This is a genomic window from Mesorhizobium australicum (genome assembly GCF_900177325.1).
In the GTDB taxonomy this organism is placed as follows: domain Bacteria; phylum Pseudomonadota; class Alphaproteobacteria; order Rhizobiales; family Rhizobiaceae; genus Mesorhizobium_A; species Mesorhizobium_A australicum_A.
Window position 1 is genome coordinate 270,927 of sequence record NZ_FXBL01000004.1, and the last position, 23,874, is coordinate 294,800.

Sequence of the window (23,874 nt, forward strand, 5' to 3'; positions counted from 1 at the left end):
GCGCTGCCGGACTTGCCGGGCGGCGCTGCGTCCCGCATCGTCTTCGCAGGAGTGATTCGATGCGTGAGATCGTTTTCGATACGGAAACCACAGGCCTCGACCATCGCGTCGAGCGCGTGATCGAGATCGGCGCGATCGAGCTGGTCAACCGGTTCCCGACAGGCCGCACCTTCCATGTCTATATCAATCCGGACGGTCGCGCGATCGATCCGGAGGCGCAGGCGGTCCATGGCATCACGATGGAGCAGCTTGCCGACAAGCCGACCTTCGCCGGCATCATCGACGACTTCGAGGCCTTCATCGACGGCGCGACGCTGGTCGCCCACAATGCCGGCTTCGACATGAACTTCATCAATGCGGAATTTGCCCGCTTCGCCCGCCCGCCCGTCGATCCGGCGCGCGTGGTCGACACGCTCGCCATCGCACGGCGCAAGCACCCGATGGGGCCGAATTCGCTCGACGCGCTGTGCAAGCGCTACGGCATCGACAACAGCCACCGCACGCGCCACGGCGCGCTGCTCGACTCGGGTCTTCTGGCGGAGGTCTATATAGAGCTGCTCGGCGGCAAGCAGGCCACCTTCGGCCTCTCGGTGGCCGAGCAGGCCACGAGCCGTGCCGAAACCGTCGAGGTCAGCATCACGCTCGCGTCGCGCGCCGAACCCTTGCCGTCGCGCCTGACCGAGGCGGAGCGCCAGGCGCATGCGAAGCTCGTGGCGTCGCTCGGCGAAAAGGCGATCTGGCTGAAGCCGGAACTTCAGGCTCAGCCAGCCGCGGAAGCCTGATTAGCTCGACATCTGCACCTTGGCGCGGGCCTGTTCCTCGGCCATGCGGGCCTGGAACATCTGCGCGAAGTCGATCGGGTCGATCATCAGCGGCGGGAAGCCACCGTTGCGGGTCGCCTCGGCGATGATCTGGCGGGCAAAGGGGAACAGCAGCCGCGGGCACTCGATGAAGAGGATCGGCAGCGTGTGCTCCTTCGGGAAGCCGCTGACGCGGAAGACGCCGCCATAGACCAGCTCGACGTTGAAGAGCACGTCCTTGTCCGCGCCCGCCTTGGCCGAGATGGTCAGGTTCACGTCGAACTCCGTATCCGAGATCGGATTCGCGTTGACGTTGACATTGATGTTGATGCCGGGGGCGTTCTCGCGGGCGCGCAGCGAGTTGGGGGCGTTCGGGCTTTCGAAGGACAGATCCTTGACGTATTGCGCAAGCACATTGAGCGAAGGCTGCGCGCCGTTGCCGGCCGTTGCGCCGCCGTTTTCGTTCTCTGCCATTGATCCCGTTCCTTGGTCGGTGGCCCTGTTTCGGCCCGTTTCAAATCGGCGCGTTCGCTAGCATGCCCGACCCCTCATAGCAAGTTTGGCGGCCGGATTCCCGAGACTTACTCGGAATCCGGACGTTTCCAGGGTGAGGAGCCGCTGCCCTCGACCTCCCGGTAATCGCGCTCGTCGAGATCGATCACCTTCGTCTCGCGCCGTGCCTGCCCGCCGCGGGCGCTGAAGCCGCTGCCCATGACCACGATCCGCGAGCGAAGCGCGTTCCAGGCGAGATCCCGCACCGGCGGCAGGAAGAGCAGCAGGCCGATGATGTCGGTGATGAAGCCCGGAACGATCAGCAGCAGTCCCGCCAGCACGATCATCGCGCCGTGCACGATCTCGCGGTCCGGCGCGCCGCCGGCCTGCGCCTGGATCTGGGCGCGCCGCAGCGCCCCCATGCCCTGGACCCTGAGGAGCGCCGCGCCGAGGATCGCCGAGGCGACGACCAGCCCGACGGTCGCCAGCGCGCCGATCCGGCTGCCGACGACCACGAAGCCGGCAATCTCCAGCAGGGGCAGGAGAAGCACGAAAATGCCGAGGATCGATCTGCTCATGGAGGTCCAAACAACAAAGGGGCGAAATGCGGCTTTTCCCAGAGATAGGAACGCGGCCATAGGATTTGAATGATCGCCCGCACCACTCTATATGCAATCGTCGAGCATTGTATCAGCGGCGCAAGCGGTCGATAATGTTCGTGGTGATCGTGGCCACGGTTCAGGCGTCTGGCGGAAGAACATGGAATTTTTCGATTTGGGTACGATCATCTTCCTGGTCGCGGCAGTGGTGATCTTCATCCAGCTCCGCAACGTGCTTGGTCGCCGCACCGGAAACGAGCGCCCGCCGTTCGATCCATATACGGCTGGCCGTGGCAAACGCGAGCCTGCCCCTGCCTCGCAGGACAATGTCGTCTCGCTGCCACGCCGGAAATCGTCCGAGACCGCCGATGAAAGCTATGCCGCGATCGACAAGGTCGCCGCACCCGGCACCGACGTGAACAAGGGCCTGCGCGCGATCAGGGATGCCGATCCGTCCTTCGAGCCCGTCGGCTTCGTCGACGGCGCCAAGATGGCTTACGAGATGATCGTCATGGCCTATGCCGACGGCGACCGGAAGACGCTCAAGAACCTGCTTTCCCGCGAGGTCTATGACGGCTTCGTGCAGGCGATCTCCGAGCGCGAGCAGCGCAACGAGAAGATCCAGTCCTCTTTCGTCGGCATCGACAAGGCCGAGATCGTCGGCGCCGAGATGAAGGGAAGCGAGGCGCATGTCACGCTGCGCATCGTCAGCGAGCTCATTTCCGCCACCCGCAACAATGCCGGCGAGGTGATCGACGGCGATCCCGAGACGGTTGCCGAGGTCAAGGACGTCTGGACCTTCGCGCGCGACACGAAGTCCAAGGATCCGAACTGGAAGCTGGTCGCGACGGAAGCCGAAGACTGACGGGCGTGGTGGAGTTCGCCGATGCCCCTGTCCTCGGCGTTCCGCCCGGTCTCCTTCACCGACCTGCCCGGCTGGCTTGAAGACGACTGCGGTCCGGCCTTCGAAGCCTTCCGGCGGTCGGCTTTCCGCGTCCTCGACAAATCCTACCGAACCGGCAGCCTTGGGATCGATTGCGCCGCCTTCGAGCCCGCTTATGCCGAAGCACGAATATCAGACAGCCTCGACAAGGCCGCTGCCCGCGCCTTCTTCGAGCGCCATTTCACGCCCTGTCTGGTGGAGCCGGGAAACAGCGCCGAACGCGGCTTCGTGACCGGCTTCTACGAGCCGGAGGCCGCCGCTTCTCCCATCCGCACCGATCGCTTCCGCTTTCCGCTTTATGCGCGGCCGGACGATCTGGTCGACATAGACGATGCCAACCGGCCCGACGGCCTTGATCCCTATCTCGCCTTCGCCCGGCAGACCGCCGACGGCATCGTCGAATATCACGACCGCGGCGAGATCGAGCGCGGCGCGCTGGCGGGGCGCGGGCTGGAATTCGCCTGGCTGGAGGACCCGGTCGACGTGTTCTTCATCCATGTACAGGGCGCGGCAAGGCTGCGTATGCCGGACGGGCAGATGCGGCGGGTGACCTACGCCGCCAAGAGCGGCCAGCGCTTCAGCGGGCCGGGACGCATTCTGGCCGACCTCGGCGAAATCCCGCTGGCGGCCGTGACGATGCAGTCGATCCGCGCCTGGTTCCGGGCGCATCCTGAGCGGGTCGACGAGATTCTCTGGCAGAACCGGTCGTTCATCTTCTTCCGCGAGGCGCCGGTGGATGATCCGTCGCTTGGGCCGGTGGCTGCCGCCAAGGTGCCGCTGATCCCCGGCAGGTCGATGGCCGTGGACAGGCTGCTGCACACGTTCGGAACCCCCTTTTTCATCGTCGCGCCGGACCTGACGGCTTTCGAGGGGCGCCCGTTCCGCCGTCTGATGATCGCGCAGGACACCGGCTCCGCGATCGTCGGTGGCGCGCGCGGCGACCTCTTCGCCGGCTCCGGGGATGCTGCCGGCGAGATCGCGGGCGTGGTGAAAAGTGCCGCCGATTTCTATGCGTTCGTCCCGAACGCGCTGCTGGCCGGGCGGACGTCATGAGCCGCTCGCGTGCCCGCGACCTGACCGACGAGGAGCGGGTTCTCTGGAACCTGGTCGCGCGCACCACTCAGCCGCTCAAAGGCAAGGCGGTAGCGGAACCGGTTTTCGCGCTGGAGGATGAACCGCCATCGAAGCCGCCGCCGGTCCAGGCCGCCGCTCCGCCGTCGACGCCCGCGCAGCAGCAACGGCTCCAGGTGCATCACCTCGACCGGCTGACGCAGAAGAAGATCTCGAAAGGACGGCTGCCGCTCGAAGCCCGTATCGATCTGCACGGAATGCGCCAGGACGAGGCCTACGGGTTGCTCTTGTCCTTCCTCCGGCGTGCGCATGGATCGGGCATCCGCTACGTCCTCGTCATCACCGGCAAGGGGCGCTCGCTGGCGAGCGAGGGTGTGCTAAAGCGCTCCGTTCCCGGCTGGTTCGCCACGCCACCCTTCCGCGACCTGGTGAGCGGCTTCGAGGATGCCGCCCGCAACCATGGCGGTGAGGGCGCGCTCTATGTCAGGCTCCGCCGCCTGCCGCACGAGGCGGGGCCATGACCCCCTTCGGGGCGAAGGTGCGCGATCTGAGGCGCGCCCGTGGCGTCTCGCAGAAGGATATGGCCGCGGCCATCGGCGTCAGCCCTGCTTATCTCTCCGCGCTGGAGCATGGCCGCCGCGGCCGCCCGACCTGGGCGATGCTGCAGAAGATCATCGGCTATTTCAACATCATCTGGGACGAGGCCGAGGAATTGCTGCGCCTCGCCGAGACCTCCGATCCGCGCGCGGTGATCGACACGTCCGGCCTCTCGCCCCGCGCGACGGAGCTGGCCAACCTCCTGTCGGAGCGCATCGCGCAGCTCACCGATGCCGAACTGGAGCAGATGATCGCCATCGTCCACCGGCCGCGGCGCCGGTCGCGCTGATCAGAACAGCGCTTCGATGTCGGCGAGGCGCTCGTTGACCAGCCAGCCGTAATAGTTCTCTTCGGGAAGCTTCGGTTCCTGCCCCGCCGCTGCCCGCCGCTCGTTCTCCGCCTTCAGGGCGTAGGCACGAGCCTCGGGACCGCCGACATTGTAGAGCGTCGCGGTCAGGCCCGGATTCTGCGAGATGTCGAAGCCGGCGATGGTCCTGTAGGCGTCGATCGCCTTGCGCAGGGTCGCCGCGACGTAGGGCAGCGTCTGATCCGGATCCATGATCGTGGCATAGACCGCCTGCGGATCGCGATAGTCGAGCGTCGGCGCGCCGGTCACCTTGGACACCGTGTCCGTCATCTGCAGGGCCGTCAGCGGGTTGAGCTGGCCGATGCCGAAGGTCTGCCCCGCATAGAAGGGCTGGAAGAAGACCGCGCTGAAGCGGTTGTTCGGAAATTGCTTTCCGTCGACGGACTTGCCCTTGAAAGAGGCGTTCCAGACATCCTCGCGGCAGGTCCAGACCGCATAGCTGCCCGGCAGGCTCTCGCACCGGGCAAACTGCGGCCGTTCAATGAAGGTGGCGATGTCCTCGCCCTCATAGGAGAACGAGAAGCTGGAGCCGAGATAGGAGACCGCCTTGACGTAATAGGTCTGGAGCCGGTCGTAGGCATCCACATTGTAGGTATGCTCGCCGACGATGGCTCCGGCGATGTGCAGCGGGCTGATGTCGAACTGGCGCGCAACCGCCACGATCTTCTGCCGAAGCGCCTTGTCGTTGCGCAGCAGGGCGATCACCTTGCGGTATTTCGCGTCGTAGCTGGTCTTGAGCGCCTTGGTGCGAGAGGCAGAGCCGCCGGGAACCTGCGGCTGCTCGATGCTGCGGTTTCCGCTCGGAACGACGGTCGCGGCTGTGGCAGGGACAGCCGCCAGCACCGAAAGTCCCATCAGCACGACGGCCAGCTTCTTCATTCTTCGCCCGGATTCGCGACTTCGCCTAAGCCCCTGTCCCCGTCTAAGGACTGCCCTTCGGGAAGTCGAGTGCGAAGACACAGGCAATCGACTGGTCCAATCCGAAGAAGATCGGGGGTGGCCCGAAGGCCACACCCCAGCCTTTACAGGATGAAACGCGACAAATCTGTGTTCCTGGCGATATCGCCGACGTTCTTTGCCACGAATTCCGCATCCACCGTGATCGAAGACCCGGATTTGTCGGGCGCCTCGTAGGAGGCTTCATCCAGCACGCGCTCCATCACTGTCTGGAGGCGCCGTGCACCGATGTTTTCGACTGTCGCATTCAATTCGACAGCTATGCCGGCAAGCCGGTCGATTGCGTCGTCGGTGAAGGCGAGTTCCACACCCTCGGTCGCCATCAGCGCGATATACTGCTTTATCAGGCTCGCCTCCGGCTCGGTCAGGATGCGCTTGAAGTCGTCCTTCTCCAGCGCGCGCAGCTCGACGCGGATCGGCAGGCGGCCCTGCAATTCGGGCAACAGGTCCGACGGCTTGGCGACATGGAACGCGCCCGAGGCAATGAAGAGGATGTGATCCGTCTTCACCGGCCCGTATTTGGTCGCGACCGTCGTGCCCTCGACCAGCGGCAGCAGGTCGCGCTGCACGCCCTCGCGGGAGACACCCGCTCCGACGCCACCGTCACGCGCTGCGATCTTGTCGATCTCGTCGAGGAAGACGATGCCGTCGTCCTGCGCCGACTGGAGCGCGGCCGCGATCACCTGATCCTGGTCGAGCAGCTTGTCCGACTCGTCGTCGATCAGCAGCCCGTAGGACTCCTTCACCGTCGTCTTGCGCGTCTTGGTGCGCTTCTGGCCCATCGCCTTGGACAGCATGTCGTTGATATTGAGCACGCCGATATTGGCGCCCGGCATGCCGGGGATCTCGAAGCCGGGCATGCCGCCGGTTCCAGTATCGGCCACCTCGATCTCGATCTCCTTGTCGTCCAGCTCGCCGTCGCGCAGCTTCTTGCGGAACGAGTCACGCGTCGCCGGGCTCGCCGTCTTGCCGACCAGCGCTTCGAGCACGCGTTCCTCGGCGTTGAGATGCGCGCGCGCCTTCACGTCCTCGCGCATCTTTTCGCGCACCAGCACGATGGCGACCTCGACCAGGTCGCGCACGATCTGCTCCACGTCGCGACCGACATAGCCCACCTCGGTGAACTTGGTCGCCTCGACCTTGATGAAGGGCGCGCCGGCGAGCTTGGCCAGGCGGCGGGCGATCTCGGTCTTGCCGACGCCCGTCGGTCCGATCATCAGGATGTTCTTCGGCATCACCTCTTCGCGCATCTGGCCGGTGAGCTGCTGGCGCCGCCAGCGGTTGCGCAGCGCGATCGCGACCGCGCGCTTGGCGTCCTTCTGGCCGACGATGTAGCGGTCGAGCTCGGAAACGATCTCGCGGGGGGAAAAGTTGCTCATCTTCATTCTTCCTCGGCATCCCGCGCCATCATCAGGGCGGTGCCATAGATTGTCGTTCTCGTGTCGAAGGCCTTGAAACCTGCCTTCTCATAGGCGCGGATTGCCCTGGCGTTGGTCGGCTCCGGATCGATGATCAACCGGGGCGCCCCTTCCTCGAACAGCTGTTCGGCGAACTGGGCGATGATCGCGCTGCCATGGCCCTTGCCGAGCAGGTCCGCTTCGCCGATCGAGATATCGATGCCGAGCGTGCCGAACGGCTGGTCCTGATAGGGATGGTCGTCCTCCATATGCGGATCGTAGCTCTGGAGATAGGCGACCGGCCTGCCGTTCAACTCGACGATCAGCGGCTCGACCGACACCTCCTCCATCGCCTGGCGGATTTCGGCGATGCCCTTGTCGGGATCGCCCCACCATTCGGCGACGTGCGGCTGTCTCAGCCAGGTCCCGAGCAGCGGAAGATCGGCTTCCTCTACCGCGCGGAAATCGTAGCGAGGCTCACGCGGCATCGATCGATTCAAGCGTGACGGACTGGTTGGTGTAGATGCAGATGTCGGCTGCGATCTCCATCGCCTTGCGGGCGATCTCCTCAGCGTCCTTGTCCGTATCGATCAGCGCGCGGGCAGCGGCGAGCGCATAATTGCCGCCGGAACCGATCGCCATCACGCCATGCTCGGGTTCGAGCACGTCGCCCGTGCCGGTCAGCGCCAGCGTCACCGACTTGTCCGCCACCAGCATCATCGCCTCGAGGCGACGGAGATAGCGGTCGGTGCGCCAGTCCTTGGCCAGTTCCACGCAGGCGCGGGTCAGCTGGTCGGGATACTGTTCGAGCTTGGATTCGAGGCGTTCGAGAAGGGTGAAGGCATCCGCGGTGGCGCCGGCGAAGCCGGCGATGACATTGCCCTTGCCGATGCGACGCACCTTCTTGGCATTGCCCTTCATCACGGTGTTGCCGAGACTCACCTGGCCGTCGCCGGCGATCACGACCTTCCCGCCCTTGCGCACGGTGACGATCGTCGTGCCGTGCATGATGATTTCTTCAGACATGAGATACTCCGATAGCGAAACGGCCTGGCCCGAAGCGCCATGGTCGTTCCCGATGCCGGACTATGTATGCACGCCGACCGCGATTGCAATCTGCACGGAACCCTCGCCCTTTGGGCAGGTTCGGTGCCTCGCCTTAACTGGAAATGAAGTCGTCATGCTGTTATGAGGCGGTCACCTTCGGGACCCAGGAACAGGCAGAATGTCCAGCACCACCCCGCGCCGCGCCGAAATCAGCCGGGCGACCAAGGAAACGGAGATCTACGTTTCGGTCGATCTCGACGGATCGGGCAAGTTCGACGTCTCCACCGGCGTCGGCTTCTTCGACCATATGCTGGAGCAGCTGTCGCGGCATTCGCTGATCGACATGACCGTCAGGGCCAAGGGCGACCTGCACATCGACGACCACCACACGGTGGAGGATGTCGGCATCGCACTCGGACAGGCGATCTCGAAGGCGCTGGGAGAGCGGCGCGGCATCTGCCGCTACGCCTCGCTCGACCTTGCCATGGACGAGACGCTGACGCGCGCCGCGATCGACGTGTCCGGCCGGCCGTTCCTCGTCTGGAACGTCGCCTTCACCTCGCCGAAGATCGGCACGTTCGACACCGAGCTGGTGCGCGAGTTCTTCCAGGCGCTGTCGCAGAACGCCGGCGTGACGCTGCACGTCGCCAATCACTACGGCGCCAACAGCCACCACATCGCCGAGACCTGCTTCAAGGCCGTGGCGCGGGTGCTGCGGACGGCGATCGAGGCCGATCCGCGCCAGGCCGGTGCCATTCCCTCGACCAAGGGAACCCTGAAAGGATAGTCCATGGCGAGTTTTGTGGTCATGGAGGCCCCGGAGGGCGGCGATGAAGCGGCCTATATCCGGGACGGCTTCCACTTCTTTGCCTTCCTGCTACCTCCGATCTGGCTGGCCTGGCACCGGCTCTGGATCGAGGCGTTGGTGGCGTTCGCCGTGATGGCCGTGCTCGGATCGCTCGGCAGCGTCTCCGGCCTCAGTGAGGCTGCTCCTTTGCTGTCGCTTCTCGTCTCGCTCTATGTCGGGCTGGAGGCCCCGGCGCTGCGCATCGCAGCGCTCCGCCGCCGTGGCTGGCGCGAATGGGGCGTGGTCGACGCCTACAATCGCGACGACGCCGAGACGAAGCACCTGTTCGGCGACAGCGTCGAACAGGCAGAGGAAACGAGGGTGCCCGCGCCGATGCCCGAACCTCAGCCGCTGGCTCCGCGCGCAGGTCCGTCCGGTCCCGCCCTTGGGCTCTTTTCCTATCCGGGAGCGCGCTGATGCGGGTCGCGATCATCGACTACGGTTCGGGCAATCTCCGCTCGGCCACCAAGGCGTTCGAGCGCGCCGCGCGCGAGGCCGGCATCTCGGCCGAGATCGACCTGACGGCCGATGCGGAACGCGTGCGCACGGCGGACCGCATCGTCCTGCCCGGCGTGGGCGCCTATGCCGACTGCGCTGCCGGCCTGCACGCGGTCGAAGGCATGTGGGAGGCGGTCGAGGACGTCGCCATCCGCAAGGCCCGCCCCTTTCTCGGCATTTGCGTCGGCATGCAGCTCATGTCCGACCGGGGGCTGGAAAAGACGATCACCAAGGGCTTCGGCTGGATCTCCGGCGACGTGAAGGAGATCGAGCCTCGCGATCCGTCGCTGAAGATCCCGCAGATCGGCTGGAACACGATTCACGTGAAACACCCACATCCGCTGTTCGACGGGATATCGACCGGCGAGGGTGGGCTGCACGCCTATTTCGTGCATTCCTACCATCTGGATGCGACGGATCCGGATCAGGTTCTGGCGGTCACGGACTATGGCGGCCCGGTCACGGCCGCCGTCGGCCGAGACAATCTCGCCGGCACGCAGTTCCATCCCGAGAAGAGCCAGGCGCTCGGCTTGGCCTTGATCGCCAACTTCCTGAAATGGAAACCTTGAGGAGACCGCCATGACGACCAAGAAGGGCTACTGGATGGCGATGGTCGACATCACCGATCCGGAGAACTACCCGCGCTACATGGCGGCGAACAAGGCGGCGTTCGACAAATACGGCGCGAAATTCCTCGTCCGCGGTGGGCAGCACCAGATGTTCGAGGGGCCGGCCGCGACGCGCATGGTCGTCATCGAGTTCAAGGACTACCAGACCGCGCTCGACTGCCACAATTCGCCCGAATACCAGGCCGCGCTGAAGCTGCGCCAGCAATATGCCGTGTCGCACATGGCAGTGGTCGAGGGCGTCTGAAGGATGATCCTGTTTCCCGCGATCGACCTCAAGGACGGCAAATGCGTCCGCCTCAAGCTCGGCGACATGGCGACGGCGACCGTCTATAACGAGGATCCCGCCGCCCAGGCGAAAGCCTTTGAAGACCAGGGTTTCTCCTGGCTGCACGTGGTCGATCTCAACGGCGCCTTCAAGGGCCAGAGCGTCAACAGCGCGGCCGTCGGCGCCATCCTCAAGGCGACGAAGAACCCTGTGCAGCTCGGCGGCGGCATCCGCACCATTCCGCAGATCGAGGATTGGCTCGACCGCGGCCTCGCGCGCGTCATCCTCGGCACCGTCGCCGTGCGCGACCCGGATCTGGTGAAGGAAGCCTGCCGCCTGTTTCCGGGTCGGATCGCCGTCGGTATCGATGCCAAGAGCGGCAAGGTGGCGGTCGAAGGCTGGGCGGAAGCCTCGGAGCTCGGCGTCATCGAGCTCGCCCGCAAGTTCGAGGGCGCCGGCGTCGCCGCGATCATCTACACCGACATCGACCGCGATGGCGTGCTGACCGGCATCAACTGGGAATCGACCATCGAGCTGGCGAACGCGGTGTCCATTCCCGTCATCGCCTCCGGCGGTCTCGCCTCGCTCGCCGACATCGTGCGCATGACCATGCCGGACGCTCAAAAGCTCGAAGGCGCCATCTCCGGCCGCGCGCTCTATGACGGGCGCATCGACCCCGCGACCGCGCTGGCGATCCTGTCGGGCGATTATCAGCCGCCCAAGGGTATGCTAGACTAGTCGTATGAATATCCAGTCGAGACTGCCGACCACACCGGACGAATTCCTGCGCTGGAACGAAGGGCGCGAGGGCAAGCGGGAGTTCGTCAACGGAAAGGTGGTCGAGATGATGATCAACGTGACGCGGAACCATGCGCGGATCGCGACGAACACGCTTGTTGCGCTCGCTCGACGGCTGGATCTGGCCCGCTTTGATGTCGGTAGCGCAGATTTCGGCGTGCGTACTCCCGACGGCATCCGCTACCCCGACGTCTATGTGGATCATAAGACCGATGCTTCACGCGGCGACGATCTTGCAGCGACCGAACCCGTCATGCTGGTAGAGATACTGTCGTCTTCGTCCTATGGACGCGATTTTGTCGAGAAGCTTGCGGACTATAGTAAGGTAGCGTCACTTCGACACTATCTTATCCTTTCCCAGGACGATCCCCGCGCGTGGCTTTGGTCACGGGGTGACAGCTCGGAATGGACGGGACCGAAGGAAATCGTCGGCGCCGACGAAAAAGTCGAGCTGCAGGCATTAGCCATCGCTCTGGATATGTCCGAACTCTTTGCCGGCATCGGACATTGATCACATGACTCTCAAATCCCGCGTCATCCCCTGCCTGGACGTCAAGGACGGCCGTGTCGTCAAGGGCGTCAACTTCGTCGATCTGATCGACGCCGGTGATCCGGTTGAGGCCGCGCGCGCCTATGACGCCGCCGGCGCGGATGAGCTGTGCTTCCTCGACATCACTGCCTCGTCGGACAATCGAGAGACGATCTTCGACGTCGTCGCCCGCACGGCCGAACAGTGCTTCATGCCGCTCACTGTCGGCGGCGGAGTGCGGCAGGTCGCCGATATCCGCAAGCTGCTGCTCGCCGGGGCCGACAAGGTGTCGATCAACACGGCCGCGGTGAAGAACCCCGACTTCGTTGCCGAGGCCGCCGACAAGTTTGGCAACCAGTGCATCGTCGTCGCCATAGACGCCAAGAAGGTGTCGGGCGCGGGCGAGCCCCTCCGCTGGGAGATCTTCACCCATGGCGGCCGCCAGCCGACCGGTATCGACGCGATCGAGTTTGCCCGCAAGGTGGTGGATCTCGGCGCCGGCGAAATCCTGCTCACCTCGATGGACCGCGACGGCACCAAGGCCGGCTATGACATTCCGCTCACGCGCGCGGTCGCGGATGCGGTGCGCGCACCGGTCATCGCCTCCGGCGGCGTCGGAAATCTCGAGCATATGGTGGAAGGAATACGCGATGGCCACGCCACTGCGGTTCTCGCCGCCTCCATCTTCCACTTCGGCACCTATTCGATCGCCGAGGCGAAGGAATATATGGCAAAGGCTGGCCTCGCGATGAGACTCGACTCCGCGCCGCTCGCAGCGTAAACGCGCCTGCGATGGCCGGCTTTTCCCTGTCCGATCTCGAACGCATCATCGGCGAGCGCGCGCTTTCCGGCGACGACAGCTCGTGGACCGCGAAGCTCTACCGCTCCGGCATGGAGCGCGCCGCCAAGAAGATGGGCGAGGAAGCGGTGGAAACCGTGATCGCCGCCGTGAAAGGTGACGACGGAGCACTGGTTTCGGAGAGTGCCGACCTTCTCTATCATTGGCTGGTGGTCATGAAGGTCGCCGGAATACCGCTCTCGGACGTAATGACCGAGCTCGAGCGGCGCACCGCGCAGTCGGGAATCGCCGAAAAGGCGTCTCGCAAGCAGGACTGACGGCAAAGGATCGGCCGATGGATCAACTTGCTCCCACCGAGAAATACTCGCCCTACCGCGTCTTCACGGCGCAACAATGGGCCGGTTTCCGGGCCGACACCCCGCTGACGCTGAGAGCCGACGAAGTGCAGCGGCTTCGCTCCATGAACGACCCGATCGATCTGGAGGAAGTGCGGCGCATCTACCTGTCGATGTCGCGCCTTCTGTCGGCACATGTCGAGGCAAGCCAGCTTCTCTTCCGCCAGCGCCAGCTCTTCTTTGGCACCGACGACGCGGTGAAGACGCCCTTCATCATCGGCATTGCCGGTTCGGTGGCGGTCGGCAAGTCGACCACCGCGCGTGTCCTGAAGGAGCTGCTGCAGCGCTGGCCGTCGAGCCCGAAGGTCGACCTGGTCACGACCGACGGCTTCCTCTGGCCGAACGAGGTGCTGCGCCGCGAGAGCCTGATGGAGCGCAAGGGCTTTCCGGAAAGCTACGACGTCGGCGCCCTGCTCCGCTTCCTGTCCGCGATCAAGTCGGGCCAGCGCAATGTCCACGCGCCGCTCTATTCGCACCTGACCTACGACGTGCTGACCGGCCAGTTCGTCACCATCGATCGGCCCGACATCCTCATCTTCGAGGGCATCAACGTGCTCCAGACGCGCGACCTGCCGAAAGACGGCAAGGTGGTGCCCTTCGTGTCCGATTTCTTCGACTTCTCGATCTATATCGACGCCGAGGAGCAGCTGATCCACAAGTGGTATATCGACCGCTTCATGCGCCTGCGCGAGACCGCGTTCCGCGACCCGAATTCGTTCTTTCACCGCTATGCGAGCCTGTCGAAGGACGCGGCGCTCGCCATCGCCGAAGGCCTGTGGGCGAACATCAACCTCAAGAACCTGCACGAGAACATCCTGCCGACGCGCCCCCGCGCCGACCTGATCCTCAAGAAGGGCGCCGACCACCTCATCGAGGAAGTGGCGCTCAGGAAACTCTGAGAAAGACCTTCTTCACCACGACATATACGGCGACCGTGACCGCGACGGCGACATAGCCGTCGATCGCGTAGTGCCAGGCGAGATAGACCGAGCTCGCCAGCACCAGCGCGACATAGGCAAAGGCCAGCATCCCCCATCGCCGGCTGAACTCCGCAACGAAGAGCGCGTTCAGCGTCACCAGGCCGACATGCATGCTCGGGAAGGCCGAGATGCCCGAGCCCAGGCCGGATTGCCCGCTGGAATAGAAGTGCCAGAGATAGTCCTGCACCCTCGTCGCCGAATGCGCGCTGTCGCCGGAGGCGGCAAGGAATGCGAGCTGCTCGCCGAAGCGTGCGGCGTCTCCCGTGACGAAGCCGTAGAACGCCGGCCCGGCCGACAGGAACAGGCCGGCGAGCAGATTGCCGACGAGAGCCCAGGTGATCATGTAGGTGACGAGATAGCGCGTGCGCACCGCGCCCATGCTTGCAGAGACCGCCATGAAGAAAAGCGTCGCGTAGCAGACGATGAACCAGCCCTGGTTGTAGTTCCACTCCACAAAGGCGCGGACCCATGGAGTGCCGCCGACCGCATAGAGATAGCGCCAGGGATCGGCGCCGAAATGCAGCGCGCGGTCGATGTCGGCTTGCGCGACATCGTAGGGAAATCCCCCCTGCCACAGTGGCAACGCGGTCTTCAGTGAGGTGAAGGCGCCCTGGAAGACCATCATCGCCAGGAGCAGGCCAAGGCCCGTCGCGAACTGCTGGATATGCCTCGCGGCGAGCGCCTTGCGCAGCGCCAGCCGCCGGCCGTGCCGGGTCTCCAGACGATGGATGATCCGCAGGGCAAGCAGCAGCGCATAGATGGCCGGAAAGACCACGAAGAAGGCAGCCGGCCAGACGACGAAATAGGAGCCGAAAGCGAAGGCCTGCGTCGCGCCCGTCGAGAGGATCGCGATGCAGGCGCCGATCGTGTAGACGGCGACAAGCAGATAGACCGGCAGGCCGATCGCGGACGCCGAGAGTGCCAATGGCCTCGAACTGCCCGCGGAAAGCGCTACCGAGCTCATCGGAGCGCCTTTTCCGCTCGGCCTCGGCTTGCGAGCCCGGCGATATGCCACACGGCGACGGCCGCGATGGCGCCGACGATCCCGTCGACGGCATAGTGCCAGGCGAGATGGATCGAGCCGAGGAAGATCAGTACCGCGTAGAGGCTCAGCGCCAGTCCGAGACGCCGGCTTATCCGGAAGCCCGCGAGGGCGAACAGAACCGCCTGGGCGTTGTGCATGCTCGGCATCGCCGAGATGCCACCCGGCTCCGCGATCACGTCGGTATAGGAGCTCCAGAGGAAAGCCTTCGACATCGTCGAACTGAGGGGGAAGCTCTCGGTGACCCCGGCGAGATAGGCGTTGAGGCCGGAATAGGGTGCTGCGAGATCGGGAAACAGCGCCGGAAGGAAGCACGGCCCGGCCGACGAGAAGAGCAGCGCCATGCCGATCCCGATGCCGGTCCATGCAAGGAAGACGGCGAGCCAGTACTGCCGGCGCAGGTCCGGCGAGACATTGGGACTTACGGCGATCCAGGCCCAGACGATGAAGACCAGCGGCACCCAGGCCGAATAGAGGTAGTCGAGCACGATCGTGACGGCCGGATAGCCGAGGACGGGGTGCAGCCACTCCCAGGGTTGATATCCGCCGAACAGCACCGTGTCCCAGGCGAGGAACGTTGCGTCCCAGCCGAACGGCCTGATCACCGGAATGAGCGTCTTGTTGTAGAGGAACGAGCCCATGAAGAGCGCGAGGACGACGAACGAGAACATGAGCCGCGTCAGGCGACCGTTCGAGGCGATCGCGAGCAGCGTCCTGCCGATCTCGTAGGTCGGGCGATCCGCGCGGCGCAGGAGCACGCGAATGCCGACGAATGCGATGACCGCGCTGCAAAGCACCGCGAATGCGCGCAGCGTCCGTTCCAGATAGACGACGATCATCGGCAGGAACTCGTCGCCGCGCAGCGCGGAGACGAGGATCGATGATGTCAGGAATACGCCCAGGAAGATGTAGATGACGCGGTTGTCCCGCATCTCCGCAACGAGCCAGCCCGAAAAGACCTGCGGCTGCTCCGCCGCGGCGGAGCGTTCCAACGCTGCTTCGCTCATGCCTTTTCGGACCTGCCAAACCCTTAGCGGACTCCTATCCCAGTGCGCTTAAGGAAGCGTTTCGGCCTGCGCGGTTCGGTTTACCCGCCGCATCGTCAGATTGATCCGGCCGCCGTTCTTCAGCAGGGGTGAGGTTCCGGGAAAGATCCGGTCCACGCCGTGAAAGGCGAGCCGCGAGCGGCCGCCGAGCACCACCACGTCGCCGCTGTTCAGCCGGAAGGACTGCGTCGGATCGTTCCGCGCCGTTCCGCCGATCCTGAACAGGCAGGTGTCGCCGAGCGAGACGGACACGACCGGCGCCGAGAGGTCCTGCTCGTCCTTGTCCTGGTGCAGTCCCATCCGGGCTGTGTCGTCGTAGAAATTGACCAGGCAGGCCTCGGGCTCGACGTCGGCATCCGCCACCTCGCGCCAGATTGTCATCAGCTGCTGCGGGATAGGCGGCCACGGCGTGCCTGTCACCGGGTGTGTGGTCTGGTAGCGATATCCCCGCTCCCGGTCGGTCACCCAGCCGAGCGTGCCGCAATTCGTCATGCGCACGCTCATCGGCTTGCCGGTCCGTGGCATTTCGGGGATGTAAAGCGGCGCCGCAAGCACCACCGCTCTGATATCCTCCACGAGGGCACGCTGTTGCTCTATGTCGAGATAGGCGGGCAGGTGCCTGAAACCGTCGGGAAACGCCTTCATCGGATCGTTGCGCTCGTCCGGCCGGGATCAACCGGCCGGACAGGCTGTCGGGCCGCTCAGGCGGTCTCGAGATCGGGAATCCGGAGCACCTGGCCCGGATAGATCTTGTCCGGATGGGTCAGCATCGGGCGGTTCGCCTCGAAGATCACCGTATACTTGGAAGCCTTTCCCTTGCCGTAGTGCTTCTCGGCGATCTTGGAGAGGTTGTCGCCCTTCTTGACGGTATAGAACACCGGCTCCTTCGCCGGGGTGGCGGCCTTCACGATCGAAGTCATGTCGACGTTTCCGTCGAGCTTGAGTCCGGAATCGGGGGCCACGACCTTCAGCTCGCCGGCCTCGACCTTGGAGATGCCCAGAGTGTTGCCGACGGCGATCACGGCCTTCTCGAAGATCGACTGGTCCGCGACGACGCCCTTGAGCACCGCCTTGTCGCCCTGCACCTCGATCTCGACCTTGTCGGTCCCGAGATTGTAGGAATCGAGGTCCTTCTTGAGCTTGTCGGCCGCCGGCGGCTCGTCGTCGCCTATACCCAGCTTCTTGCCGACGGATTTGACGAAATCGAAAATACCCATTGGTTCATGGTCTCCAGCTGTTGAACCCGCGCGGACCTTGCCACCACAGGACGAAGATGGAAAGGCATTAAAGGCGTCAGTCGAGTCCGACCCGCCCCCGCATCTTCTTCACGCCGGCGCGGCCGGATTTCTCCTTCAGCCGCCGTTCGACCGCGCCCTTGCTCGGCTTGGTCTTCTTCCGCGGCTTCGGCGGAGGTTCCGACGCCTTGGCGACCAGGTCGGCAAGACGTTGGCGCGCGTCCTCGCGGTTGCGCTCCTGCAGGCGGTAGCGGCTCGCCTCGATGACGATGACCCCGTCCTTGGTCGCCCGCTGGCCGGCGATGCGGATCAGCGTTTCGCGAACATGATCGGGCAGGTCGCGCGCATTGGCGGCGTCGAAGCGCAGCTGCACCGCCGTCGCGACCTTGTTGACGTTCTGCCCGCCCGGTCCGGACGCGCGGATGAACGTCTCCTCGATCTCGTCGTCATGGACGACGATGCCGGGACGGATGATGATGTCCTCGCCGATGGGCATGGGCCCTTGTCGCCTGCCGCGGGACAAAAGAAAAGGCCCGGCGCGCGGCCGGGCCCGTTTCGCGAGACGCCGCCGGGATTACTCGGCTGCTTCCTGGACGCGAGGGGCCGCGCCCCGCACGGCCTGATCGACATGGCTTTCGAACTTGCCGAAATTGTCGATGAACATGCCGACGAGCTTCCTCGCCTGGCGGTCGTAGGCCGCCTTGTCCGCCCAGGTCGAGCGCGGATCGAGGATCGAGCCGTCGACATCGGGAACCGACACCGGCACCTCGAAGCCGAAGTTCGGATCGGTGCGGAACTCGGCGTTCTTCAGCGAGCCGTTCAGCGCGGCGGCCAGCAGCGCCCGCGTCGCCTTGATCGGCATGCGCCGGCCCGTGCCGTAGGCGCCGCCGGTCCAGCCGGTATTGACCAGCCAGCAGTCCACATTGTGCTCGGCGATCAGCTCGCGCAGCAGGTTGCCGTATTCGGACGGATGCCGCGGCATGAAGGGTGCGCCGAAGCAGGTGGAGAAGGTCGCCTCCGGTTCAGTGACACCGCGCTCGGTGCCGGCGACCTTGGCCGTGTAGCCGGACAGGAAGTGGTACATCGCCTGCGCCGGCGTCAGCCTGGCGATCGGCGGCATCACGCCGAAGGCGTCCGCCGTCAGCATGATGATGTTCTTCGGATGCGGGGCGCGGCCGGTCTCGCTGGCGTTCGGAATGAAATCGAGCGGATAGGCGCAGCGCGTGTTCTCGGTGAGCGAGCCGTCGTCGAAGTCGGGGACGCGCTTCTCGTCGAGGACGACGTTTTCGAGCACGGTGCCGAACCGGCGCGTGGTCGCGAAGATCTCGGGCTCGGCCTCCGCCGAGAGGCGGATCGTCTTGGCGTAGCAGCCGCCTTCGAAGTTGAAGATGCCGTCCTTGCCCCAGCCGTGCTCGTCGTCGCCGATCAGCGTGCGGGTCGGGTCGGCGGAAAGCGTCGTCTTGCCGGTGCCGGACAGGCCGAAGAAGACGGCCGAATCGCCCTTCGGCCCGACGTTCGCCGAGCAGTGCATCGGCATGACGCCGCGCTCCGGCAGCAGGTAGTTGAGCATGGTGAAGACGGACTTCTTCATCTCGCCCGCATAGGCGGAGCCGCCGATCAGCACGATCATCCGGGTGAGGTCGACCGCGATGACCGTCTCGGAGCGCGTGCCGTGGCGCGCGGGATCGGCGCGGAAGGAGGGCAGGTCGATGATCGTCATCTTCGGGACGAAGGTCGCGAGCTTGGCGCGGTCCGGACGGATGAGCAGGTTGCGGATGAACAGCGAGTGCCAGGCGAATTCGGTGATCACGCGCACCGGCAGCACGTTGGCGGGGTCGGCGCCGCCTTCGAGGTCCTGCACATAGAGGTCCTTGCCCTTTGCCAGCGCCTTGAAATCGGCGAACAGCGTCTCGAACTGCTCAGGCGAGATCGCCTTGTTGTTGTCCCACCAGACCTTGCCTTCCGTGTTGCCGTCCCGGACGACGAACTTGTCCTTCGGCGAACGGCCGGTATGCTGCCCCGTATAGGCCACCAGTGCGCCCTCGGCGCTCAGATGAGCTTCGCCGAGACGAATCGCCGCCTCGTAGAGTTCGGCCGCGCCGAGATTGTAGCGGACCTCTCCGAGCCCCTCCAATCCGATCGTTCCGATTGCCTGATCCGGATTGAAGACGCCGGACTCTTTCTTCGGCATACCTGCTCTCCCTAAAATTCGCGATTGGGTGTGTCACGGCACGGCAATATCGGGCGGTCGAGGGCGGGTTACCGCACCACCGCCTCGCTTGAATCGGTCAGAAACAGAAAAGCCGAACGATATCAAATCATTAATCGATTTAAAGATTTTGAAGAATTTCTAAATCGTTTATATCGGACTAACATGTCGTCGTTCCACATGCGTCGGCGGGATTGGCCGTGGAGCGATCCGACCGCCATCGGACGGAAACCCGCGGGTGGCAGCCTGTCGCGCGCCGGCGATCCGTGCCACATTTTGTGCCTAGTTTGTCCGCAACAAGCCCTTCCAATAAGAGAAGGGACATCCGCTCATGAGGGAGCCGTTCGATATGGCAACAATTGCGCTCGTCGATGACGACCGAAATATCCTGACGTCGGTCTCGATCGCGCTGGAATCCGAAGGCTATCGGGTCGAGACATATACCGACGGCGCATCCGCGCTGGAGGGACTGACTGCCCGTCCGCCGAACCTCGCGATTTTCGACATCAAGATGCCGCGCATGGACGGAATGGAACTCCTGCGCCGGCTGCGGCAGAAATCCGATCTGCCGGTCATCTTCCTGACCTCGAAGGACGACGAGATCGACGAGCTGTTCGGCCTGAAAATGGGCGCCGACGATTTCATCCGCAAACCCTTCTCGCAGCGGCTGCTCGTGGAGCGTGTGAAGGCTGTGCTGCGGCGCGGCGCGGCCAAGGACGCCGCCGTCAAGACGCCCAGCCAGCAGGCCCGCTCGCTCGAACGCGGCCAGCTCGTCATGGACCAGGAGCGCCACACCTGCACCTGGAAGGGTGAGCCGGTGACGCTGACGGTCACCGAGTTCCTGATCCTGCATTCGCTCGCCCAGCGGCCCGGCGTCGTGAAGAGCCGTGACGCGCTGATGGATTCGGCCTATGATGAGCAGGTCTATGTCGATGACCGCACGATCGACAGCCACATCAAGCGCCTGCGCAAGAAGTTCAAGGCTGTCGACGACGACTTCGACATGATCGAGACGCTTTACGGCGTCGGCTACCGGTTTCGCGAGGCGTGAGCCGGCAGGGCCGGATGCCGTCCGGCAGGGTAATGCCGGAACATGGGTTGCGGACCGCGGGCTGAATGACGGCGGATACGGAGATCGACAGGACCGCGGCGCCGCCGCGGAGCGCCACGCGGGCCAGATCATGGCTGCCCGCGCGGGCCGCCACGTCGCTGCGCCGCTTTCTCGGCCACTACGTCTTCTCGAGCCTGACGCGGCGCATCCTCGTCCTCAACCTTGCCGGGCTTGCGGTGCTGGTCTCGGGCATCCTCTACATGAACCAGTTCCGCGAGGGGCTGATCGAGGCGCGCGTTGAGAGCCTGATGACGCAGGGCGAGATCATCGCGGCCGCGATCGCGGCCTCGGCGACGGTCGACACCGATGCGATCACGCTCGATCCGGAGAAGCTGCTCGAGCTCCAGGCGGGCGAGAGCGTCAATCCGACGAGCGACCAGCTCGACAGCCTCGACTTCCCGATCAATCCGGAACTGGTCGCGCCGGTCCTGCGGCGGCTGATCTCGCCTACCCGCACCCGCGCGCGTATCTTCGACCGCGACGCCAACCTGCTGCTCGATTCCAAGCACATCTATTCGCGCGGCCAGATCCTGCGCTACCAGCTGCCGCCGGTCGATCAGGAACAGCAGGGCGTGCTCGACCGCATCGGCAAGTTCGTCGGCAACCTTTTTCGCAGGACCGACCTGCCCGTCTACCGCGAGCAGCCCGGCGGCAGCGGCGCGATCTATCCCGAGGTGATCAAGGCGCTGACGGGCAACCGGGCAACCGTCGTGCGCGTGAACGAGCAGGGTGAGCAGATGGTGTCCGTCGCCGTGCCGGTGCAGCGCTTCCGGGCGGTGCTCGGCGTCCTGATGCTCTCCACCGAAGGGGGCGACATCGACAACATCATAGCCGCCGAACGCCAGGCCATTCTCAGCGTCTTCGGCGTGGCTGCGTTCGTCATGGCCCTCTTGTCGCTGCTCACGGCGTCGACCATCGCCAATCCGCTGCGGCGGCTGGCTGCGGCGGCGGTCAGGGTGCGGCGCGGCACCAAGCACCGCGAGGAAATCCCCGATTTCTCCGACCGCGAGGACGAGATCGGCAATCTGTCGACCGCCCTTCGTGACATGACCAACGCGCTCTACGCCCGCATCGAGGCGATCGAGAGCTTCGCAGCCGATGTGAGCCATGAGCTCAAGAATCCGCTCACCTCGCTGCGCAGCGCCGTCGAGACGCTGCCACTGGCCAGGAACGAGGATTCGCGCCAGCGGCTGATGGATGTGATCCAGCACGACGTGCGCCGCCTCGACCGGCTGATCACCGACATCTCCGACGCCTCCCGCCTCGACGCCGAGCTCGCGCGCCAGGACGCGTCCACCGTCGATCTCAAGAAGCTGGTGTCCGATCTCGTCTCCTTCTCGCGCGAGGGCGGCCGGCACAAGAAGGCGGTCGACATCGAGCTCAAGGTCGGCAAGCTACCGCAGGGGGTAAAGGGCTGGACGGTCGTCGGCCACGACCTGCGGCTCGGCCAGGTGCTCACCAACCTCATCGAGAACGCCCGTTCCTTCGTGCCGGACGAAGGCGGGCGCATCGTCATCTCCATGACCCGGTCCGGACGCCGCGTCGTCGTGTCGGTGGACGACAACGGCCCGGGCATCCGTGCCGAGAACATCGACCGCATCTTCGAGCGCTTCTACACCGACCGGCCCGGCAGCGAGTCTTTCGGTCAGAATTCGGGTCTCGGCCTGTCGATCAGCCGCCAGATCGTCGAGGCGCATGGCGGCACGCTGACCGCCGAGAACATCCCCGGCATCAAGCCGGGCGACATTCGCGGCGCCCGCTTCGTCATCTCGTTGCCGGCCGAATGATCCGGTCCGCCCGCGAGGGCATTCCCGACGACGCCGTGAACCTCCATGCCTCCGTGGTCGTGCTGGATGCCGGCGCGGTGATGATCAGGGGTCGGACCGGCGCTGGCAAGACGCATCTGGCGCTTGCGCTGATCGACGAATGGCAGCGGAAGGGCCGCTTCGCGCGGCTTCTGGCCGACGATCAGGTCTTCGTCATGCGCCGCGACGGCCGGCTGACGGCCCGCACGCCGCATGCGACCGCCGGGCTGGCGGAGATCCGCGGCGTCGGCATCGTCGAGGTGCCGCACGAGCCGGCGGCGCAGGTGGATCTCGTCGTCGATCTGGTCGAACAGGATGCGCCGGATACACCTCTGTCGACGGTGCGGATCGAGGCCGTCGACCTGCCGCTTTTGACGCTGCGCCATCGCGACGCGGCTGCATCCTGCGTCTCCGTCGCACGGGCGCTCGCGACAATTCGCGCCGTCCCGGGCGGTCAAAACGGTGAAATTATGCTTGCCTCGGATAACGATTTGGGCTTGCCAAGCAGGCGCGGGCGGACAACATAGCCCACTCCGCCGACCGGCAGGACCGGGTCGCGTCCATCAGAGTATGCACCTGAGTGGTGTGTCGGGAGTCTGCACAGTATGATCGGTCTCGTGCTCGTCACGCACGGTCGTTTGGCTGAAGAGTTCCGCAATGCGGTGGAACATGTCGTCGGGCCCCAGAAGAATCTCGAAACCGTCTGCATCGGACCCGACGACGATATGGAGCAGCGCCGGCTCGACATCATCGCCGCCGTGCGCAAGGCCGACAGCGGCACCGGCGTGATCATGCTCACCGACATGTTCGGCGGCACGCCCTCCAACCTCGCGATCTCGGTGATGAATCCGGGCCGGATCGAGGTCATCGCCGGCATGAACCTGCCGATGCTGATCAAGCTGTCGAGCGTGCGCGCGGGCGACAACATGCAGGCGGCGATCGACGAGGCGCAGGCTGCCGGCCGCAAATACATCAACGTCGCGAGCCAGGTGCTGACCGGGAAATGAAGGCCGACGTCGACAAGATCACCCGCGAACTGCCGATCATCAACCAGCGCGGCCTGCATGCGCGCGCTTCCGCGAAGTTCGTCCAGACCGTGAACCGGTTCAACGCCATGGTCACGGTCGAAAAGGACGGCGTCTCCGTCGGCGGCAATTCGATCATGGGCCTGATGATGCTTGCGGCGAGCCCCGGATGCTGCATCCGGGTCTCGGCGAGCGGGCCGGACGCCTCCGATGTCATCGCCGCGCTCGAGCTCCTGATCGCCGATCGCTTCGGCGAGGAGATGTGACCGGCGCGACGCCGGGCACATGCAGGGATAAAGATTTCTTTATGTCCCATTGAGATCAAGTCGTCTGTCTGCTAGGGAAACCGCCGAAACGGGCCGCCCCACCACTGGCGGCGTGCCTGGTCCAG

General features: G+C 64.9%; 31 protein-coding genes. 19 read left to right on the plus strand and 12 right to left on the minus strand.

Going from position 1 to position 23,874, the window contains the following annotated elements; translation table 11 throughout:
* Positions 1–59: 59 nt before the first annotated feature.
* On the plus strand, positions 60–782 hold the full coding sequence (dnaQ, locus tag B9Z03_RS03635; RefSeq protein WP_085462929.1) for a DNA polymerase III subunit epsilon: 723 nt from the start codon (positions 60–62) through the stop codon (positions 780–782).
* On the opposite strand, the gene secB is transcribed toward dnaQ, so the two are convergent.
* Both secB and B9Z03_RS03645 read right to left on the minus strand, forming a co-directional pair.
* On the minus strand, positions 783–1,274 hold the full coding sequence (gene secB / locus B9Z03_RS03640) for a protein-export chaperone SecB (RefSeq protein WP_085462930.1): 492 nt from the start codon (positions 1,272–1,274) through the stop codon (positions 783–785).
* Between the two features lie 107 nt (positions 1,275–1,381).
* Entirely contained in the window at positions 1,382–1,870 is a 489-nt protein-coding gene (locus B9Z03_RS03645) for an FxsA family protein (RefSeq protein ID WP_085462931.1), read from the minus strand.
* A 181-nt stretch (positions 1,871–2,051) separates the two neighbouring features.
* Here B9Z03_RS03645 and B9Z03_RS03650 point away from each other — a divergent pair, with 181 nt between their 5' ends.
* From B9Z03_RS03650 to B9Z03_RS03665, 4 genes are read left to right on the plus strand one after another with little or no spacing between them, the layout of a single operon-like run.
* Positions 2,052–2,756 carry a Tim44/TimA family putative adaptor protein gene (locus B9Z03_RS03650; protein WP_085462932.1) on the plus strand — a complete coding sequence of 235 codons (705 nt, stop codon included), beginning with the start codon at positions 2,052–2,054 and terminating at the stop codon, positions 2,754–2,756.
* Between the two features lie 21 nt (positions 2,757–2,777).
* Positions 2,778–3,887 carry a murein transglycosylase A gene (gene mltA, locus B9Z03_RS03655; protein ID WP_085462933.1) on the plus strand — a complete coding sequence of 370 codons (1,110 nt, stop codon included), beginning with the start codon at positions 2,778–2,780 and terminating at the stop codon, positions 3,885–3,887.
* A complete protein-coding gene (locus B9Z03_RS03660; protein ID WP_085462934.1) occupies positions 3,884–4,426 on the plus strand; it encodes a Smr/MutS family protein in 543 nt (180 codons plus the stop codon). The genes mltA and B9Z03_RS03660 overlap by 4 nt, the downstream gene beginning before the upstream one ends.
* Positions 4,423–4,791: a helix-turn-helix domain-containing protein gene (locus B9Z03_RS03665; RefSeq protein WP_085462935.1), complete on the plus strand. Its 369-nt coding sequence runs from the start codon at positions 4,423–4,425 to the stop codon at positions 4,789–4,791. The genes B9Z03_RS03660 and B9Z03_RS03665 overlap by 4 nt, the downstream gene beginning before the upstream one ends.
* Here the strand turns inward: B9Z03_RS03665 and B9Z03_RS03670 are convergent, their stop codons facing one another.
* The 4 genes from B9Z03_RS03670 to hslV all read right to left on the minus strand — a co-directional run bounded on the left by B9Z03_RS03670 (position 4,792) and on the right by hslV (position 8,249).
* Positions 4,792–5,748, minus strand: coding sequence for a DUF1402 family protein (locus B9Z03_RS03670; RefSeq protein ID WP_085462936.1), 957 nt, complete (start codon positions 5,746–5,748; stop codon positions 4,792–4,794).
* A gap of 143 nt (positions 5,749–5,891) precedes the next feature.
* Positions 5,892–7,205, minus strand: a complete 1,314-nt coding sequence (gene hslU / locus B9Z03_RS03675; protein ID WP_085462937.1) for an ATP-dependent protease ATPase subunit HslU — start codon at positions 7,203–7,205, stop codon at positions 5,892–5,894.
* Positions 7,206–7,207: 2 nt separating this feature from the next.
* Positions 7,208–7,711, minus strand: a complete 504-nt coding sequence (locus B9Z03_RS03680; RefSeq protein WP_085462938.1) for a GNAT family N-acetyltransferase — start codon at positions 7,709–7,711, stop codon at positions 7,208–7,210.
* Entirely contained in the window at positions 7,701–8,249 is a 549-nt protein-coding gene (gene hslV, locus B9Z03_RS03685) for an ATP-dependent protease subunit HslV (protein WP_085462939.1), read from the minus strand. The genes B9Z03_RS03680 and hslV overlap by 11 nt, the downstream gene beginning before the upstream one ends.
* Before the next feature lie 199 nt (positions 8,250–8,448).
* Between hslV and hisB the strand changes: the two genes are divergently transcribed.
* Genes hisB through coaA form a run of 9 tightly spaced genes read left to right on the plus strand, consistent with a single transcriptional unit; the run spans position 8,449 to position 13,929 of the window.
* Complete coding sequence (hisB, locus tag B9Z03_RS03690) at positions 8,449–9,057, plus strand: imidazoleglycerol-phosphate dehydratase HisB (RefSeq protein ID WP_085462940.1); 609 nt, start codon at positions 8,449–8,451, stop codon at positions 9,055–9,057.
* A 3-nt stretch (positions 9,058–9,060) separates the two neighbouring features.
* Positions 9,061–9,534 (plus strand): DUF2628 domain-containing protein, encoded by a 474-nt coding sequence (locus B9Z03_RS03695; protein ID WP_085462941.1) that lies wholly within the window; start codon positions 9,061–9,063, stop codon positions 9,532–9,534.
* Positions 9,534–10,184: an imidazole glycerol phosphate synthase subunit HisH gene (hisH, locus tag B9Z03_RS03700; protein ID WP_085462942.1), complete on the plus strand. Its 651-nt coding sequence runs from the start codon at positions 9,534–9,536 to the stop codon at positions 10,182–10,184. The genes B9Z03_RS03695 and hisH overlap by 1 nt, the downstream gene beginning before the upstream one ends.
* Before the next feature lie 10 nt (positions 10,185–10,194).
* Positions 10,195–10,488 (plus strand): DUF1330 domain-containing protein, encoded by a 294-nt coding sequence (locus B9Z03_RS03705; RefSeq protein WP_085462943.1) that lies wholly within the window; start codon positions 10,195–10,197, stop codon positions 10,486–10,488.
* 3 nt (positions 10,489–10,491) lie between these two features.
* Complete coding sequence (gene hisA, locus B9Z03_RS03710) at positions 10,492–11,247, plus strand: 1-(5-phosphoribosyl)-5-[(5-phosphoribosylamino)methylideneamino]imidazole-4-carboxamide isomerase (protein WP_085462944.1); 756 nt, start codon at positions 10,492–10,494, stop codon at positions 11,245–11,247.
* 4 nt (positions 11,248–11,251) lie between these two features.
* On the plus strand, positions 11,252–11,818 hold the full coding sequence (locus B9Z03_RS03715) for a Uma2 family endonuclease (protein ID WP_085462945.1): 567 nt from the start codon (positions 11,252–11,254) through the stop codon (positions 11,816–11,818).
* A gap of 4 nt (positions 11,819–11,822) precedes the next feature.
* Complete coding sequence (hisF, locus tag B9Z03_RS03720; RefSeq protein WP_085462946.1) at positions 11,823–12,617, plus strand: imidazole glycerol phosphate synthase subunit HisF; 795 nt, start codon at positions 11,823–11,825, stop codon at positions 12,615–12,617.
* A gap of 11 nt (positions 12,618–12,628) precedes the next feature.
* A complete protein-coding gene (locus B9Z03_RS03725) occupies positions 12,629–12,952 on the plus strand; it encodes a phosphoribosyl-ATP diphosphatase (RefSeq protein ID WP_085462947.1) in 324 nt (107 codons plus the stop codon).
* A 17-nt stretch (positions 12,953–12,969) separates the two neighbouring features.
* Positions 12,970–13,929: a type I pantothenate kinase gene (gene coaA / locus B9Z03_RS03730; protein ID WP_085462948.1), complete on the plus strand. Its 960-nt coding sequence runs from the start codon at positions 12,970–12,972 to the stop codon at positions 13,927–13,929.
* On the opposite strand, the gene B9Z03_RS03735 is transcribed toward coaA, so the two are convergent.
* From B9Z03_RS03735 to B9Z03_RS03760, 6 genes are all read right to left on the minus strand, one after another.
* Entirely contained in the window at positions 13,916–14,974 is a 1,059-nt protein-coding gene (locus tag B9Z03_RS03735) for a phosphatase PAP2 family protein (protein WP_085462949.1), read from the minus strand. The genes coaA and B9Z03_RS03735 overlap by 14 nt on opposite strands.
* Positions 14,971–16,059 (minus strand): phosphatase PAP2 family protein, encoded by a 1,089-nt coding sequence (locus tag B9Z03_RS03740; RefSeq protein WP_085462950.1) that lies wholly within the window; start codon positions 16,057–16,059, stop codon positions 14,971–14,973. Before B9Z03_RS03740 ends, B9Z03_RS03735 begins: the two co-directional genes overlap by 4 nt.
* A 48-nt stretch (positions 16,060–16,107) precedes the next feature.
* Positions 16,108–16,743 (minus strand): alpha-ketoglutarate-dependent dioxygenase AlkB family protein, encoded by a 636-nt coding sequence (locus B9Z03_RS03745; RefSeq protein WP_085462951.1) that lies wholly within the window; start codon positions 16,741–16,743, stop codon positions 16,108–16,110.
* A gap of 56 nt (positions 16,744–16,799) precedes the next feature.
* Entirely contained in the window at positions 16,800–17,315 is a 516-nt protein-coding gene (lysM, locus tag B9Z03_RS03750; RefSeq protein WP_085462952.1) for a peptidoglycan-binding protein LysM, read from the minus strand.
* 76 nt (positions 17,316–17,391) lie between these two features.
* Positions 17,392–17,829: an alternative ribosome rescue aminoacyl-tRNA hydrolase ArfB gene (arfB, locus tag B9Z03_RS03755; RefSeq protein WP_085462953.1), complete on the minus strand. Its 438-nt coding sequence runs from the start codon at positions 17,827–17,829 to the stop codon at positions 17,392–17,394.
* A gap of 78 nt (positions 17,830–17,907) precedes the next feature.
* Complete coding sequence (locus B9Z03_RS03760; RefSeq protein WP_085462954.1) at positions 17,908–19,524, minus strand: phosphoenolpyruvate carboxykinase; 1,617 nt, start codon at positions 19,522–19,524, stop codon at positions 17,908–17,910.
* A gap of 367 nt (positions 19,525–19,891) precedes the next feature.
* Here B9Z03_RS03760 and B9Z03_RS03765 point away from each other — a divergent pair, with 367 nt between their 5' ends.
* The 5 genes from B9Z03_RS03765 to B9Z03_RS03785 all read left to right on the plus strand — a co-directional run bounded on the left by B9Z03_RS03765 (position 19,892) and on the right by B9Z03_RS03785 (position 23,749).
* Positions 19,892–20,593, plus strand: coding sequence for a response regulator transcription factor (locus B9Z03_RS03765; RefSeq protein ID WP_139832153.1), 702 nt, complete (start codon positions 19,892–19,894; stop codon positions 20,591–20,593).
* A gap of 65 nt (positions 20,594–20,658) precedes the next feature.
* Complete coding sequence (locus tag B9Z03_RS03770; RefSeq protein WP_085462956.1) at positions 20,659–22,440, plus strand: sensor histidine kinase; 1,782 nt, start codon at positions 20,659–20,661, stop codon at positions 22,438–22,440.
* Positions 22,437–22,985 carry an HPr kinase/phosphorylase gene (locus tag B9Z03_RS03775; RefSeq protein ID WP_085462957.1) on the plus strand — a complete coding sequence of 183 codons (549 nt, stop codon included), beginning with the start codon at positions 22,437–22,439 and terminating at the stop codon, positions 22,983–22,985. The genes B9Z03_RS03770 and B9Z03_RS03775 overlap by 4 nt, the downstream gene beginning before the upstream one ends.
* Positions 22,986–23,063: 78 nt before the next feature.
* A complete protein-coding gene (locus B9Z03_RS03780) occupies positions 23,064–23,465 on the plus strand; it encodes a PTS sugar transporter subunit IIA (RefSeq protein WP_085462958.1) in 402 nt (133 codons plus the stop codon).
* Complete coding sequence (locus B9Z03_RS03785) at positions 23,462–23,749, plus strand: HPr family phosphocarrier protein (protein WP_085462959.1); 288 nt, start codon at positions 23,462–23,464, stop codon at positions 23,747–23,749. The genes B9Z03_RS03780 and B9Z03_RS03785 overlap by 4 nt, the downstream gene beginning before the upstream one ends.
* Positions 23,750–23,874: the final 125 nt, after the last annotated feature.

Coding starts and splice junctions, on each gene's coding strand:
- hslV (WP_085462939.1), bottom strand. CDS start 8,249: ATGTCTGAAGAAATCATCATGCACGGCACGACGATCGTCACCGTGCGC.
- hisB (WP_085462940.1), top strand. CDS start 8,449: ATGTCCAGCACCACCCCGCGCCGCGCCGAAATCAGCCGGGCGACCAAG.
- hisA (WP_085462944.1), top strand. CDS start 10,492: ATGATCCTGTTTCCCGCGATCGACCTCAAGGACGGCAAATGCGTCCGC.
- dnaQ (WP_085462929.1), top strand. CDS start 60: ATGCGTGAGATCGTTTTCGATACGGAAACCACAGGCCTCGACCATCGC.
- B9Z03_RS03765 (WP_139832153.1), top strand. CDS start 19,892: ATGGCAACAATTGCGCTCGTCGATGACGACCGAAATATCCTGACGTCG.
- B9Z03_RS03705 (WP_085462943.1), top strand. CDS start 10,195: ATGACGACCAAGAAGGGCTACTGGATGGCGATGGTCGACATCACCGAT.
- B9Z03_RS03760 (WP_085462954.1), bottom strand. CDS start 19,524: ATGCCGAAGAAAGAGTCCGGCGTCTTCAATCCGGATCAGGCAATCGGA.
- B9Z03_RS03715 (WP_085462945.1), top strand. CDS start 11,252: ATGAATATCCAGTCGAGACTGCCGACCACACCGGACGAATTCCTGCGC.
- B9Z03_RS03665 (WP_085462935.1), top strand. CDS start 4,423: ATGACCCCCTTCGGGGCGAAGGTGCGCGATCTGAGGCGCGCCCGTGGC.
- arfB (WP_085462953.1), bottom strand. CDS start 17,829: ATGCCCATCGGCGAGGACATCATCATCCGTCCCGGCATCGTCGTCCAT.
- B9Z03_RS03770 (WP_085462956.1), top strand. CDS start 20,659: ATGACGGCGGATACGGAGATCGACAGGACCGCGGCGCCGCCGCGGAGC.
- B9Z03_RS03670 (WP_085462936.1), bottom strand. CDS start 5,748: ATGAAGAAGCTGGCCGTCGTGCTGATGGGACTTTCGGTGCTGGCGGCT.
- B9Z03_RS03785 (WP_085462959.1), top strand. CDS start 23,462: ATGAAGGCCGACGTCGACAAGATCACCCGCGAACTGCCGATCATCAAC.
- B9Z03_RS03780 (WP_085462958.1), top strand. CDS start 23,064: ATGATCGGTCTCGTGCTCGTCACGCACGGTCGTTTGGCTGAAGAGTTC.
- B9Z03_RS03745 (WP_085462951.1), bottom strand. CDS start 16,743: ATGAAGGCGTTTCCCGACGGTTTCAGGCACCTGCCCGCCTATCTCGAC.
- B9Z03_RS03695 (WP_085462941.1), top strand. CDS start 9,061: ATGGCGAGTTTTGTGGTCATGGAGGCCCCGGAGGGCGGCGATGAAGCG.
- B9Z03_RS03725 (WP_085462947.1), top strand. CDS start 12,629: ATGGCCGGCTTTTCCCTGTCCGATCTCGAACGCATCATCGGCGAGCGC.
- B9Z03_RS03650 (WP_085462932.1), top strand. CDS start 2,052: ATGGAATTTTTCGATTTGGGTACGATCATCTTCCTGGTCGCGGCAGTG.
- B9Z03_RS03660 (WP_085462934.1), top strand. CDS start 3,884: ATGAGCCGCTCGCGTGCCCGCGACCTGACCGACGAGGAGCGGGTTCTC.
- B9Z03_RS03645 (WP_085462931.1), bottom strand. CDS start 1,870: ATGAGCAGATCGATCCTCGGCATTTTCGTGCTTCTCCTGCCCCTGCTG.
- B9Z03_RS03775 (WP_085462957.1), top strand. CDS start 22,437: ATGATCCGGTCCGCCCGCGAGGGCATTCCCGACGACGCCGTGAACCTC.
- hisF (WP_085462946.1), top strand. CDS start 11,823: ATGACTCTCAAATCCCGCGTCATCCCCTGCCTGGACGTCAAGGACGGC.
- secB (WP_085462930.1), bottom strand. CDS start 1,274: ATGGCAGAGAACGAAAACGGCGGCGCAACGGCCGGCAACGGCGCGCAG.
- B9Z03_RS03735 (WP_085462949.1), bottom strand. CDS start 14,974: ATGAGCTCGGTAGCGCTTTCCGCGGGCAGTTCGAGGCCATTGGCACTC.
- hslU (WP_085462937.1), bottom strand. CDS start 7,205: ATGAGCAACTTTTCCCCCCGCGAGATCGTTTCCGAGCTCGACCGCTAC.
- lysM (WP_085462952.1), bottom strand. CDS start 17,315: ATGGGTATTTTCGATTTCGTCAAATCCGTCGGCAAGAAGCTGGGTATA.
- coaA (WP_085462948.1), top strand. CDS start 12,970: ATGGATCAACTTGCTCCCACCGAGAAATACTCGCCCTACCGCGTCTTC.
- mltA (WP_085462933.1), top strand. CDS start 2,778: ATGCCCCTGTCCTCGGCGTTCCGCCCGGTCTCCTTCACCGACCTGCCC.
- hisH (WP_085462942.1), top strand. CDS start 9,534: ATGCGGGTCGCGATCATCGACTACGGTTCGGGCAATCTCCGCTCGGCC.
- B9Z03_RS03740 (WP_085462950.1), bottom strand. CDS start 16,059: ATGAGCGAAGCAGCGTTGGAACGCTCCGCCGCGGCGGAGCAGCCGCAG.
- B9Z03_RS03680 (WP_085462938.1), bottom strand. CDS start 7,711: ATGCCGCGTGAGCCTCGCTACGATTTCCGCGCGGTAGAGGAAGCCGAT.